The organism is Marinomonas ostreistagni, assembly GCF_016461785.1.
Classification (GTDB): Bacteria; Pseudomonadota; Gammaproteobacteria; order Pseudomonadales; family Marinomonadaceae; genus Marinomonas; species Marinomonas ostreistagni_A.
This window is the reverse complement of record NZ_JAEMUH010000002.1, coordinates 94434-108451: the sequence shown is the minus strand read 5'-3', so window position 1 is coordinate 108451 and position 14018 is coordinate 94434. Positions and strand designations below refer to the sequence as shown.

At 44.4% G+C, this 14018-nt stretch carries 10 protein-coding genes; 9 read left to right on the top strand and 1 reads right to left on the bottom strand.

Translation table 11 applies throughout. From position 1 onward, the window contains the following. Positions 1-44 precede the first annotated feature (44 nt). The 9 genes from JHD44_RS02225 (at position 45) to JHD44_RS02185 (ending at position 11700) form a co-directional block, all read left to right on the top strand. A complete protein-coding gene (locus tag JHD44_RS02225; protein WP_199460660.1) occupies positions 45-1523 on the top strand; it encodes an aminoacyl-histidine dipeptidase in 1479 nt (492 codons plus the stop codon). Further along, a complete protein-coding gene (locus JHD44_RS02220) occupies positions 1520-2260 on the top strand; it encodes a 2Fe-2S iron-sulfur cluster binding domain-containing protein (protein WP_199460659.1) in 741 nt (246 codons plus the stop codon). Before JHD44_RS02225 ends, JHD44_RS02220 begins: the two co-directional genes overlap by 4 nt. Beyond that, a complete protein-coding gene (locus tag JHD44_RS02215) occupies positions 2260-3453 on the top strand; it encodes an exonuclease SbcCD subunit D C-terminal domain-containing protein (protein WP_199460657.1) in 1194 nt (397 codons plus the stop codon). Before JHD44_RS02220 ends, JHD44_RS02215 begins: the two co-directional genes overlap by 1 nt. Continuing rightward, positions 3450-7112, top strand: coding sequence for an SbcC/MukB-like Walker B domain-containing protein (locus JHD44_RS02210; RefSeq protein ID WP_199460655.1), 3663 nt, complete (start codon positions 3450-3452; stop codon positions 7110-7112). Before JHD44_RS02215 ends, JHD44_RS02210 begins: the two co-directional genes overlap by 4 nt. A 269-nt stretch (positions 7113-7381) precedes the next feature. Continuing rightward, positions 7382-8110 (top strand): septum site-determining protein MinC, encoded by a 729-nt coding sequence (gene minC / locus JHD44_RS02205; protein WP_199460653.1) that lies wholly within the window; start codon positions 7382-7384, stop codon positions 8108-8110. 44 nt (positions 8111-8154) lie between these two features. Next, entirely contained in the window at positions 8155-8964 is an 810-nt protein-coding gene (gene minD / locus JHD44_RS02200; RefSeq protein ID WP_199460651.1) for a septum site-determining protein MinD, read from the top strand. A 1-nt stretch (position 8965) separates the two neighbouring features. Continuing rightward, positions 8966-9223 (top strand): cell division topological specificity factor MinE, encoded by a 258-nt coding sequence (minE, locus tag JHD44_RS02195; RefSeq protein WP_133559943.1) that lies wholly within the window; start codon positions 8966-8968, stop codon positions 9221-9223. A 141-nt stretch (positions 9224-9364) separates the two neighbouring features. Further along, complete coding sequence (locus JHD44_RS02190) at positions 9365-10546, top strand: cytochrome-c peroxidase (RefSeq protein ID WP_233401633.1); 1182 nt, start codon at positions 9365-9367, stop codon at positions 10544-10546. Between the two features lie 101 nt (positions 10547-10647). Beyond that, positions 10648-11700, top strand: a complete 1053-nt coding sequence (locus JHD44_RS02185) for an aldo/keto reductase (protein WP_199460649.1) — start codon at positions 10648-10650, stop codon at positions 11698-11700. A 74-nt stretch (positions 11701-11774) separates the two neighbouring features. On the opposite strand, the gene fusA is transcribed toward JHD44_RS02185, so the two are convergent. Then, on the bottom strand, positions 11775-13865 hold the full coding sequence (gene fusA, locus JHD44_RS02180; protein WP_199460647.1) for an elongation factor G: 2091 nt from the start codon (positions 13863-13865) through the stop codon (positions 11775-11777). Positions 13866-14018: the final 153 nt, after the last annotated feature.

Here is a 14018-nt window from a genome sequence, read left to right as displayed (position 1 = left end):
TTAATGCACTATTAAGCGGCTTATTTATTTGGAGAAGTAGAAGTATGAATCAATGGTTGGAGTCTTTAGCGCCACAAGCGGTATGGCGACAATTTCGTGTACTGTGTGATATTCCACGTCCATCCTTTCATGAGAAGGCATTACGCGATTATTTATTTAACTGGGCGCAAACGCTTGGTTTAACACCTTATATCGATACTGCTGGTAATTTGATTATTTATAAAGCCGCGACAGTTGGCATGGAAGATCGCGAAACAGTGGTACTTCAAGGCCATCTTGATATGGTGGCACAGAAAGAATCGGATTCAAATCACAACTTCGAAACGGATCCTATACATACCTACGAAAAAGAGGGTTGGGTCCACGCTAAGGGCACAACATTAGGTGCTGATAATGGCATCGGTGTGGCAGCTATCTTGGCAGTTTTAGAAAGCCAAGAAATTGCCCATGGTCCACTGGAAGCCGTTTTTACCATTGAAGAAGAAACCAGTTTACGTGGTGCAGCACAATTAGAAGAGGGCATCCTAAAAGGCAAACGAATGCTTAACTTGGATTCTGAGGATCGTGGCGACGTATACATCGGCTGTGCCGGTGGGATAGATATTAATGTCAGTCACCGTTTCGCTTCTGAAGTGAATCATCAGTTTGATACAGCATTTAAGGTTACCATCTCTGGATTAAAAGGTGGTCACTCTGGCTTGGATATCAATAAAGGCTTGGCGAATGCCAATGTTTTGCTAGTGCGCTTATTGAATAGTCTTGGAGCTGAGGTGGATTTCGGCTTATCAGAGCTAAATGGTGGCACCCTTCGCAATGCAATCGCACGCGATGCATTTGCTGTGCTACAGGTGCAATCTTCCGATCGTAGTAAGGTTCAGTCTTGGTTTTCTGAACAAGCTCAAATCATTAAGGATGAGTTTGCAGACACTGATCCAAATCTATCTATTTCCCTACAGCCGACTAATACCGCGGCGCACTTGCCTGCCTCTGTACAGAATCAATTGATTCAAGCCATGTTGTGTGCCCCAAATGGTGTTCATCGTATGTCTCCAACATTACAAGGGGTTGTCGAAACCTCCTGCAACTTTGGGGTGATTCGTTTGCATGAAGAAAATGACTCTATGAGTTTTTCTGGATGCTTATTAGTTCGTTCTTTAGTAGACAGTCAGACTGAATACTTGGCAAATGTTGCGAAAGCACCATTTGCTCTAATCGGCTGTGAAGTATTGTTGGAAAATGGCTACCCAGGCTGGAAACCAGAGCCTGAGTCAACTTTGCTGAAGCAATTTGATGCCGTACATCAGGAAGTCATGGGTTTTACACCAACCGTTAAAGTGATTCACGCGGGACTTGAATGTGGCATTATCGGTGCAAAGTACCCAGGTATGGAAATGGTTTCCTTTGGCCCAAACATACGTGGCGCCCATTCTCCATCTGAGCGTATGGAAATCAGCTCAGTGGGCGAATTCTGGGATATATTGGTTGCGCTATTAGCTAAGACACCGACAATTGATGCCGTATGAGTAACGGCTGTCGCATCAACCTTGACGGGCATGAGTACATCGTGCCCGTAGGGGATAATCTTTTATCTGGATTGCTACAGCGCGGGGTAATGGTTTCTCATAGTTGCCTTGCGGGCGCTTGCGGCAGCTGTCGATTATACCCATTGGTTGGTGATTCTATCTTGAGCTGCCAGCAGACGGTTCAAGATGATATGTCTTTATCATCAAAGCCAAACCAGCGATTTACCATTGCACTAGAGAATTATTCCTGTGAAGTTTTATCTGATCATTGGGGTAAAGTAAAAGCACATTGCCCTGTTAGTCTCCCCTTGGGGGCTGTGTTTCGATGGCAGCTTGGCGATCATATTGGTCGCTCTGTGTGTTGTAGCACCGCAGGCGAAGCGCTTGCTTTTTATTTTCCGTTAGCGTTTCAAGAGCGTCTATCAGAGTTGTTGATTGAACAAGGCGCACAACGGGCGACGATCGATATATCCGCGACTCACTTGCTGTTGTTTTCTGCGGACAATCGAGCTCTAGCGCAGAACTTTGCTGATGCGCTACAACAATATGGCGTTAGCCACTCTCCAATGCTTGAGGCCATTGATCTGTCATTACCTTCTAAGACATTAGCATTTCAGCGTTTCGATAAGGCTTTAATTCTTAACGATCAGCCTGTTTCAAAAGACTCCCTAGAAGACTGGTTAGCGGCGAGTCGCTGCCGTGTTGCAGACATCACCTTTATGACACATTCAAATTAATGAAAATTCTACATACTTCAGATTGGCACTTAGGCCAAAATTTTATGGGTAAAAGCCGCCTTGAAGAACACCGATTGTTCATTGAATGGTTGGCAAACACTGTTACGGAACATGACATAGAAGCCGTTATTTTAGCGGGTGATGTCTTTGATACCTCCACGCCTCCTAGTTACGCCCGTGAGATGTACCATGAGTGTGTCCTGCGTTTGCATGCCCTAAAATGTGTGTTTATCGTGGTAGCTGGTAATCATGATTCTGTGAGTGTGCTCAATGAAAGCAAAAATTTATTAACGACGTTAGATACTTATGTGGTGACGCAGCCTGCTTGGCAAAATGGATCTGAAGCCATCATAGAATTAAAAGACGGTTCTGGGAATGTGGGCGCTTTGATATGTGCCATCCCATTCCTACGGGCTCGCGATATGGTCCGTTATGAAGCCGGGCAGTCGGGCACAGATAAAAGACTTCAATTGGCGGATCAAATACAGCTGTACTACCAGCAACAATATGATTTGGCTAAATCTATGAATGATGAAGTTCCCATTATTGGGACTGGCCACTTAACCATGGTGGGAGGCGAAAAGACCGAATCGGTTCGTGATATCTACGTTGGCAATTTGGAATCGCTATCGCCAAGTTTGTTGCCGTCTTTCGATTATTTAGCGCTTGGCCATATTCATAAACCTATGCCTGTTGGTGGAAACTCTAACTGGCGTTATTCAGGTTCCCCGATGCCGATGAGTTTTGATGAGGCAAACAGCCCAAAATCTGTTTGCATCTACGATACGCATTCGAACAGCGTTGAGCGAATTGCCATTCCGGTATTTAGAAAGCTTATGCAAATGTCAGGTAATCGATCCCATCTGCTAAAGCAAATTGAAGCGTTGGAAGATACCGAAAATCTCTCCGTTTGGCTGGATATCACAGTTAACGAAGACATCAATTTGGGGCCATTTCAGGAAAAGCTAGCGGAGCTTTGTGATGGTCGCCCGATAGACATCGTCAAAGTGCAGCGAACCCGTAAAACAGCCACTTTGTTCGATGGTGACGGTGAAACGGCGACTCTTGAAGACATTACTCCAATGGAGGTATTTGAGCGTTTGCTTACGGAAAAAGACGTTGAACCCAATCGGGCGAGCACATTGAAAAGTTTGTTAAGCCAAATCATCAATGAACAGGAGGATTTGGCATGAAGATCTGTTCGTTACGGTTTGAAAATCTCAATTCCTTGAAGGGGAAATGGTTTATTGACTTCGAGTCTGAGCCTTTTAGAGATGCTGGCATTTTTGCGATCACCGGTCCCACTGGTGCGGGGAAATCCACATTATTGGATGCCATATGTTTGGCGCTTTACCACCAAACACCTCGAGTGAATATTTCTCAATCCGCTAATGAGGTGATGACACGTCATACCGGTTTTTGTTCGGCGGAGGTGGCGTTTGAAGTGAAAGGTAAGCGTTACGTTTCGAGTTGGGAGCAGAAGCGTGCCCGAAACAAGGCTGATGGAAATCTGCAGCCTGTTCAATGCAGTCTGTCATTGGCCGATGGCACAATTTTAGCGGATAAGATTGCCCACAAGCTCAGCCAAATATCAGATATCACTGGTTTGGACTTCGCCCGTTTTACCCGCTCAATGATGTTAGCTCAAGGTGGTTTTGCGGCGTTTCTTAACGCCAGAACCGATGAGCGCGCGGAGTTACTAGAAGAGCTAACGGGGACAGAGGTATACGCGGACATTTCTCGATGCGTGTTTGACAAACATCGAGATCAGAAAGCCCAGATTAAAGAGCTGGAGGCTGTCCAAGCAAGTCATAAACTGATGGATGAAAGCGAATGGATCGCTCTACAACAGCAAAAGCAAGCGATAGCGGAGCAGGAAGGATTACTGCAAGGTGATGTGGCGAACCTGGAGCAGGTCAGTGACTGGTATCGTGAATGTTCACGCCTAGAACAGAAATTAGCTCAGCAAAAGTTAGATGCTGAGCAGGCTGATGAGCAACTTATCGTGCTTGCGCCAGAGAAAGATCGTTTAGCCCACGCTGTTTTGGCTCGAAAAATCGAGCCTGACTTTAACGCTCTTGAAAAAGGTTTGGCTAACGAACAAGCGTTGAAAGAAGCTAAAAATCACCTCGTACAGGCTTTGAATAGTGTTCAAGTAAGGCTGACGGATTCAGAGCAAAAGCTAGCAATGTCTCAGGCGATGTTGCAGCAGCAGAAGGTCGCGCAGGAGCTATTTGAGCAAGAAGCTGAATCCACATGGTTACCAATAGAGTCAGAGTTGGCACAGCTTACCCGCGACAAAGCCTCTGCTCAGCAACGCTATATTACTAAGCAAGATGAACAAGTGCGATTTGAACAGCAATACAAGCATCACTTGGATCAGAAACAGCAAGCCGAGCAAAATATAAATGCTCAACGTGTCTACTTATCTTGCTGGCATGATGGGGAAAAGGCCTTGTCGCTATTAGAGAAATGGCGATTAGAGTCACATAGATCTTCATCCTTGCGAAAACAGCAGCAATTGCTCAATGAAAACTTGACCAGAATAGAAGTGGATCAGAACGCTTTAACGCAACAGTTGGAAAGTAATGCGGCTGCACTTCTTGAGACTGAGCAGCGCAAGCAAGCACTGTTAACCTCTGAGGCGGAAGCCAAAGCAGAAATTGACCGATTGATACAAGGTAAGCCGTATGAGCAGTGGCTGGAAGAATTAGAAAAGCTAGATCAGGAGCTCATCACGACTCAACAATGGTTAACTGCGACAGAGCAGTACCAGAGCCTCGATAAGCAGTTGCAAAACCATCTTATTGCTCGCCAGACGCTTGTGGATCAGCAGCGTGTAGTGCAAACCTCTCTTGCGGCAGATGAAGAAAAGTTAATGGCGCTCACGCAGCAGATAGAAGATATTGAGCAGCGCCTGCAGTTGCAGCAACGCATTAGCATTTTGGAGAAGGAACGCCAATTGCTTGAGTCAGGTTGTCCTTGTCCTTTATGTGGCAGTTCGGATCATAATCTCTCTGCTGTGGAATCTCAGTCCAAAGATGAAGCTTTACTGCAACGTTTAGAGCAATGCCAGATATCGCATTCGAGTACGACTTCTGCACAACAAGCGCAACATACTAAGTTAGCTCATTTAGCCGGTCGGATTGAAGCATTAGATCAAGCGATCAGCGATGTAGAGTTGTCAATCGAAAGTCACTGTAATGCGTATGAAGGCTTGACTGCGGTATCTATCGACACGGAAAGCTTGAGAGATAAAGTCTTAGCATTACAGGCGAAACAACAGCATTACAGGAATGCTAATAAATACTATCAAACGGTTGAGCGTCAGCATCGCCAATTACTAGAGTCACTGGGTGCAATTGACCATGAGTTGGCTCAGCAGCAATATCAAAATCAAAACATAGAACAGCAACGAACACAGCTAACGGATAAGAAAAAGGAGCTGGAAGCATTGTCGCTGGAGGCTACGGCAGATTACGAAAAATTGATTCAGGGACTGTATCTAGAGATAGCGCCTCTAATCGTTGAAAGTACGTTGCTTGAATCCCTGCCGCAAATATCAGCCATCGAACAATCACTTGAATCATGGCATCGCGCGCAGCAGCAGGTGCAAGCTCTTAATCAGGTTGTTTCTGAAAGTGACTGGCATTTACAGCAAATCAGTCAGCAGTCGTCCGTGATTCAGGTGCAGCTTGAAAGTGAGCAGGAGCAGCTTATTGCTCTGAATCGCCACTATGAGCAACTTAATGAAAAATATGCCACTGGATTAATGGGGCTGACTGTCAGTCAGAAACGCGCATCCATTAGTGAGCAAGTAGAACAGGGTCGATTAGAAAAAGACAATGCAAGTTCTCTGGTTGCAACGAATCAACTTGATTTGAAAGAGCATTCAGCACGCTTAGCGCAAACTGATAACCAACTTCAAACAATTGTCTCTGATAATGTCGTATTGCAGTCCAGTTGGCAGACCCGCTTGTCTGAACATGGCTTTGATAGCCAAGCACAGTGGCAGCAAACATTGATGAGTCAAATGGAGCAAGACGCATTAGCTGACCGAATAAAAGAAGCTGAAATGTTTGCTCAACGGTGTCAGGTATTACAGATGCAGACAAATGAAGAGCTTAAGCTTCATAAATTGAAGCAAGATACACTGCCTGATGTAGGGTCCTACGAGGATGAAAAGGCGCTCAATGAGTTGCATGATCAAGCAAAAAAAGCCTATCAATCAGTCTTGGTGGAGCTTGGGCAGTTGGCTGAACGGATTCAGTCAGAACAGCAAAAACGGCTGTCTAGTGAAACCATGTTGCAGCGAATCGCAAGTGAAAAGGCAGCATTCGAATGGTTAGATGACTTAAATGGGTTGATCGGGTCTTCGGATGGCGCGCGTTTTCGGCGTTATGCCCAAAGTGTCACATTGGATCATTTAGTGTGGTTGGCTAATCGTCACTTATCGACATTGCACGGACGTTATCAACTGAAGCGTCAAAAAGGTGAAGGGTTGTTTCTTGAGGTTATTGACGGATGGCAAGGGGATATTTCTCGTGATACCAAAACCTTGTCTGGTGGTGAGTCATTCTTGGTCAGTTTGGCGCTTGCTGTCTCTCTCTCTGAGTTAGTTAGTCATAAAACTTCTATTGATTCATTATTTCTTGATGAAGGTTTTGGTACTTTAGACAGTGAAACCTTAGATATTGCTTTAGATGCACTTGATCACCTTAACAGCTCAGGAAAAACAATTGGCGTAATCAGTCATGTAGAAGCACTGAAAGAGCGAATTCCTGTCCAATTGCAGGTGAACAAGCATGCAGGGTTGGGGGTGTCGACATTGGGGTCAACGTTTCGCGGGTGATTTTCTTGCTAAAGTTTAATCGCTTTACTTTTCCCCAGAAAAGATAGAAGAACCTTGTAAATAACTTGTAAAAGTTTAATAAATTCAGTGTGTTAAGCGTTTGGTTTAAATTGCACACAAGTGTACTATATGTTCACGTAAGTATGAGAGTTGACATTTGTTTGTCAGTTTTAACTTCAAATCTAGCAGTATGTTGTTAAAATAACACATTATTACAATATTTTTGAATTGAACGCTATGGCGTTGATTTAACTAAGGAAAATCGTTCAATGTCAGATACTGACTTTCGTTTGAAAGGGAGTGTTGTTACCACTGTTTTACTTGAGGTGAGGACATCTAATCTAGGCCAAATTATTAAGGGGCTGGAAGAGAAAATAGCCCAAGTGCCACAGTTTTTCGATCAAGCTCCACTAATCATTGATATTAGCCATGAAGCTATATCAATTTCCTTAGATGTTTTTAATGACTTGATTAAGTCGTGTCGAGAGTTAGGCTTGGCTGTGATTGGATGGCGGACTGCACAAGACTCAATTCCGAGCTGGCGGTTTGATTGTGAGTTGCCTCTTCTTCCTAACTCTAATACACGCAGTATTAATTTTAGAAATGAGTCTCCGGCACCAGCGCAAGACCCAGAAGTTGTTGTTAAAACTGTAATAGAAGAGCGTGAAGTCACTCAGCCTACCAAAGTTATAACGAAACCTGTCCGCTCTGGTCAGCAAATCTATGCTCAGGGTGATTTGGTTGTTCTTTCACAGGTTAGCGCTGGTGCAGAAGTTTTGGCAGAGGGAAATATACATATTTATGGAGCCTTGCGAGGACGTGCTTTAGCAGGTGTTAAAGGTGACAGCTCGGCTCGTATTTTTTGTAAAACTATGGAAGCAGAATTGGTCGCTATAGCAGGGAATTTCATGCTAAGCGATGCGCTGCAAAAAATTATTTGGAAAGATGCCGCGCAAGTGCTATTAGTGGATGACACATTAGAAATCGCCTCACTATAGGTTAGGGCAAAGGCTATTAGAATTACGTTTCGGGGGATATATAGTTGGCTAAAATAATCGTCGTAACCTCAGGTAAAGGTGGGGTTGGTAAAACAACTTCCAGTGCAGCGATCGGTACCGGTCTAGCATTGAAAGGACACAAAACCGTTATTATTGATTTTGATGTGGGTTTACGTAACTTAGACTTGATCATGGGGTGTGAGCGTCGAGTAGTGTATGACTTTGTTAATGTTATAAACAAAGAGGCGACACTTTCTCAAGCTTTAATTAAAGATAAGCGCACTAAGGATTTATTTATCCTGCCTGCCTCTCAAACTCGAGATAAAGATGCATTGACTGCCGAAGGTGTAGAGGCGGTGTTGGAAGAGTTGTCGAAAGAATTTGAATACATTGTATGTGACTCTCCTGCTGGCATTGAAAAAGGTGCTCAAATGGCGCTTTATTTCGCGGATGTCGCGATTGTTACCACCAATCCAGAGGTCTCATCTGTACGTGACTCAGATCGCATTTTGGGTATTCTTCAGAGTAAAAGTCGACGAGCTGAAAAAGGTTTGTCGCCTATTGAAGAGCATTTATTGCTGACGAGATACAACCCAGAACGTGTTTGTGAAGGGGAAATGCTAAGCGTCGAGGATGTTGAAGAAATTTTAGCTATTCCCTTGTTAGGTGTAATTCCAGAGTCCGATGCGGTTTTAAAAGCGTCAAACCAAGGTACACCTGTTATACTTGATGAGCAGGCGGAAGCAGGTCAGGCATATTCTGATGCAGTTGATCGTCTATTGGGAGAGCAACGTCCACTGCGTTTTACGGATGTTCAAAAGAAAGGATTTTTTAAGCGACTACTAGGGGGTTAAAGTGGGGATTTTTGACTATTTTAAAAGCAAAAGTGAGCCAACCTCTGCGTCGGTCGCTAAAGATCGACTTCAAATTATTGTTGCCCATGAGCGTAGCCGTAGAACTCAGCCAGACTATCTTGAGCAAATGCAGCAGGAAATCATTGCTGTAATTCGTAAGTATGTTCAAATTGAAAGTGACGATGTGCAAATTCAGTTAGAAAATACGGATGATTGTTCGGTCTTGGAGTTGAATGTTACCATTCCAGAAAAGAATTAATGCCTGTTAACTGAAGTGTGAATTGTGTGCGGTCAAAGTTTTATAGCTTTGGCCGTTTTTCTTTATTAAGTTTGATTCTCATTTGTTTAAAACTGGGTTCTCTAGGTGTATTATCTGACAACCTGAAGTGTTGGTGTCAGTATGAATTTTTATACCTCTGCTCTATTTATTATGTTGATAATGCCATTAGTGGGTTGCCAGCTTAGTAATGAAAACCTAGCGATTGAGTCATCCTCTGCAAGCCGAAAAAGTGACTTGCCTGTATCTTTAGATGATCCCAAAGCTCAACTGGGTAGTCAGCTTTTCTTCGATGTAAACCTTTCGAAAAACCGTAATCAATCCTGTGCGAGTTGTCATGATATTGGAAAGGGCTTTGTTGATGGTCGTGAGACTGTTGATTTTGGGTCAGTTTCACTTGGCAGTGATGATGCCTCGCATGGAGAGCGGAATGCGCCTTCAGCTGCTTACGCTGCATTGACCCCAGCTTTTCATAGGATGAGTAATGGCGAATATCGTGGCGGGCAATTTTGGGATGGTAGGGCGTCCAATCTTTCTGATCAGGCTGCGGGGCCGTTTGTAAATCCAGTTGAAATGCAAATGGAAAGTGAATCTGCAGTGGTTGAGCGTGTTTTGGAAAACCCAGCCTATGAGCGTCTTTTCAAAGATCTGTATGGTGAGTCGGTATTTTCTGCAAAAGATAAAGCGTTCAATGCGATTACTGATGCTATTGCTCACTTTGAACAGACGGAGTTGTTTATGCCCTTTGACTCGAAATACGATCGAGTGATGCGTGGTGAGGAGCGATTTACGCCTGAAGAGGAGTTAGGTAGAACGCTTTTCTTTTCTCAGCAATTCACAAACTGTAATGCTTGTCATCAACTGAATAGCTCGCCTTTTTATCCGAAAGAAACGTTTACGAACTACGAATACCGAAATATCGGTGTGCCTCGAAATCAGAATTTAGCTCTGGCAACGTTAGACGAAGGGTTATTTGATAATCCTTTGGTCAACGAAGAAAGTCAAAGGGGCAAGTTTAAAGTGCCGTCATTACGCAATGTGGCGGTTACAGGGCCATACATGCACAACGGTGTGTTCAAGGATTTGCGTACGGTTATCCTGTTTTATGATCATTACAATAACCCGATGAGAAAACTCAATCCTGAGACAGGGCAGCCTTGGCAGGCACCTGAGGTGCCTGAAAACATAGATCTGGAATCCCTAGAGATCGGGCCTCCTTTGGATAATCGCCGCGTGGATGCGCTAGAGGCGTTTCTTGAGACATTAACAGATCAGCGTTACGAGTATTTGCTAACGGAGCAATGATGTCATCCTTCACATTGTTTCCCTGAGCGGGTCTGGCTTTGTTGTGTCTGATTGTTTACATTTTTAACGGTTAAAGATAACAACAGAAGGAATATAACTTCATGAAGTACAGCAAGTTAGGGCGAACAGGGATTGATGTGTCCCGTGTATGTCTTGGAACGATGACTTGGGGGAAGCAAAATACGCAAGCGGATGCAGATGAGCAGATCGCTTTTGCATTGGATCAAGGTATCAACTTCTTCGATACCGCAGAAATGTATGCGGTTCCGCCCACACCTGAAACTTACGGTAAAACTGAATCTATCATTGGTAATTGGCTATCGCGTCATGCTTCTCGAAGAGAAGAAATGGTGTTGGCAACAAAGATTGCTGGTAATGGTTTAAGTTGGGTCCGAGGTGGTGGGGACGTCACTGGTGAGGCGATTATTACGTCGATTGATCAGTCACTTGATCGTCTTAAAACGGATTATATTGACCTTTACCAAATTCACTGGCCTAACCGTACATCTCCTCATTTTGCCAAGCACTGGCCGGGTATGCTGGACTTTTCCAGTGTCGATACGGCGCAACACTCAGCAGAAATGCTGGAAATTCTTCAGGCACTAGGTGAGTGTGTTAAATCTGGCAAGATTCGCCATTTTGGCCTATCGAACGAAACCCCTTGGGGGATTAATGAGTATCTTCGTTTAGCTGAAAAGCACGATTTACCTCGAGTAGCATCTATACAGAATGAATTTAGCTTGCTTCATGCGAAAGATTGGCCATTCTTAATCGAAAATTGTGTTCGGGAAGATGTGGCTTATTTGCCATGGTCTCCCCTTGCGGCAGGTGCATTGTCTGGAAAGTACATTGACGGTGCTCGACCAGAAGGTAGTCGCTGGAGCTTTGCGCAGCGTAATGGCCTGTTCCGTGATACAGAAGCCTCTAATGAAGCCATTAAAGCCTACAAAGAGCTTGCCGAAGCAAATGGTTTGACGGCATCACAATTGGCTTTAGCTTGGGTGGATCAAGTGGACGGTGTTACCTCTACGATTATTGGGGCGACTAAAATGACCCAGCTAGAAGAGGATCTGAAAGCGTTTGATATGGCGCTAGATGATGAGTTAATGGCACAAATTGGAAGCATCTTTAAGAAATATCCGATGCCTTATTAGTGCTTGTTCCTTTTCAAAGGATATAAAAAAACCCGGCAGTTGCCGGGTTTTTTGTAACCATCAGAAAGAGTGAATTACTTCTCTTCTTTCTTAGCTTTAGCAGCTTCGATAACCGCTTCTGCTACGTTTGCAGGACATGGGTTGTAGTGAGAGAACTCCATAGAGAACTGACCACGACCAGATGTCATTGTACGTAGGTGACCGATGTAGCCGAACATTTCTGATAGAGGAACGTCAGCTTTGATGCGTACGCCAGTAGCGCCAGCTTCTTGGTCTTTGATCATGCCGCGACGACGGTTCAAGTCACCGATTACGTCACCAACGTGATCTTCTGGAGTGAACACGTCAACTTTCATGATTGGCTCAAGAAGTTGTGCGCCAGCTTTTGGAATAGACTGACGGAACGCGCCTTTCGCAGCGATTTCGAAGGCAATTGCAGATGAGTCAACTGCGTGGTAGCTACCGTCGAAAAGTTCAACTTCTACGTCAAGAACAGGGTAGCCCGCTAGGACACCTTCTTGCATCATAGACTTGAAGCCTTTCTCAACTGCAGGCCAGAATTCTTTAGGTACGTTACCACCAACAACTGTTGAAGAGAACGTGAAGCCAGAGTTTTGCTCACCTGGTTTGATGCGGTAATCGATCTTACCGAACTGACCAGAACCACCAGACTGTTTCTTGTGAGTGTAGCTATCTTCTACTTCACGAGTGATTGTCTCACGGTAAGCTACTTGTGGCTGACCAACGATTAGGTCTACACCGTAAGTACGCTTAAGGATGTCTACCTTAATGTCTAGGTGAAGCTCACCCATACCTTTAAGGATAGTTTCACCTGATTCTTCGTCAGTCTCAACTTGGAAAGATGGATCTTCTGCAACCATTTTACCGATTGCGATACCCATTTTCTCGTTGCCACCTTTGTCTTTAGGCTGAACAGCGATAGAGATTACTGGCTCAGGGAAGATCATCGCTTCAAGAGTACATTCGTGCTTAGGATCACATAGAGTGTGACCAGTTTGAACGTTCTTCATACCGATAACCGCTAGGATATCACCAGCTTGCGCTTCAGTGATTTCAGTACGGTCGTCTGCTTGCATCTCAACCATACGGCCGATACGCTCAGTTTTACCTGTTGCAGAGTTAAGTACAGTGTCACCTTTCTTCATGCGACCAGAGTAGATACGGATGAATGTTAGGGCACCGAAACGGTCGTCCATGATCTTGAATGCAAGCGCACGTAGTGGCTCATCAGCAGATACGGTTGCAACTTTACCAGTTGGCTCACCAGTTTCTGGATCAGTAAGATCTTGTGGGTCAACTTCTGTTGGGTTTGGTAGGTAGTCAACAACAGCGTCAAGTACTAGTTGAACACCTTTGTTCTTGAATGCAGAACCACAGTAAGTTGGGAAGAACGCTAGGTCACGAGTACCTTTACGGATACAGCGCTTGATGTCTTCAATTGCTGGAACAGTACCTTCTTCAAGGTATTCCATCAATAGGTCTTCGTCTTGCTCAAGAGCAGTTTCGATTAGCGCTTCGTGGTATTCTTCTACTTTATCAGCCATGTCCGCTGGGACATCAGTGATTTCGTAGTTTTCAGGAAGACCAGTGTCGTCCCAAATGAATGCTTTCTTAGAAAGAACGTCTACAACACCAACGAAATCATCTTCTTCACCGATTGGAAGAGTCATAACAAGTGGGTTTGCAGCAAGTACGTTTTTAACTTGGTCAACAACGCGGTAGAAGTTAGCGCCTAGACGGTCAAGTTTGTTAACGAAGATAACACGAGCAACTTCTGACTCGTTAGCGTAGCGCCAGTTAGTTTCTGATTGTGGCTCTACACCACCAGAACCACAGAATACACCGATACCGCCATCCAATACTTTCAAAGAACGGTATACTTCAACTGTGAAGTCAACGTGTCCAGGAGTATCGATAACGTTTAGGCGGTGACCTTTCCACTCACAAGTAACAGCAGCAGACTGGATAGTAATACCGCGCTCTGCTTCTTGTTCCATGAAGTCTGTAGTAGATTCACCGTCGTGTACTTCACCAGTCTTGTGGATTTTACCGGTAAGCTTAAGAATACGTTCTGTAGTGGTAGTTTTACCCGCGTCTACGTGGGCAAAGATACCGATGTTTCTGTAAAGTGATAAGTCAGCCATTACATTACTCTAATAAGTGTAGGATGAATTTTTCGCATGGTTAGTATACAAGACTTTCTCAGCGAAGTAGTCAGGTATTCGCGCGTATTCTATATTACTTTGCTAGCGCAATAAAAGGGGCGCGCCATCTGGTCCCGATATTTATTTGATATT

Coding starts and splice junctions, on each gene's coding strand:
- JHD44_RS02220 (WP_199460659.1), top strand. CDS start 1,520: ATGAGTAACGGCTGTCGCATCAACCTTGACGGGCATGAGTACATCGTG.
- JHD44_RS02190 (WP_233401633.1), top strand. CDS start 9,365: ATGAATTTTTATACCTCTGCTCTATTTATTATGTTGATAATGCCATTA.
- JHD44_RS02215 (WP_199460657.1), top strand. CDS start 2,260: ATGAAAATTCTACATACTTCAGATTGGCACTTAGGCCAAAATTTTATG.
- JHD44_RS02210 (WP_199460655.1), top strand. CDS start 3,450: ATGAAGATCTGTTCGTTACGGTTTGAAAATCTCAATTCCTTGAAGGGG.
- JHD44_RS02185 (WP_199460649.1), top strand. CDS start 10,648: ATGAAGTACAGCAAGTTAGGGCGAACAGGGATTGATGTGTCCCGTGTA.
- minC (WP_199460653.1), top strand. CDS start 7,382: ATGTCAGATACTGACTTTCGTTTGAAAGGGAGTGTTGTTACCACTGTT.
- JHD44_RS02225 (WP_199460660.1), top strand. CDS start 45: ATGAATCAATGGTTGGAGTCTTTAGCGCCACAAGCGGTATGGCGACAA.
- fusA (WP_199460647.1), bottom strand. CDS start 13,865: ATGGCTGACTTATCACTTTACAGAAACATCGGTATCTTTGCCCACGTA.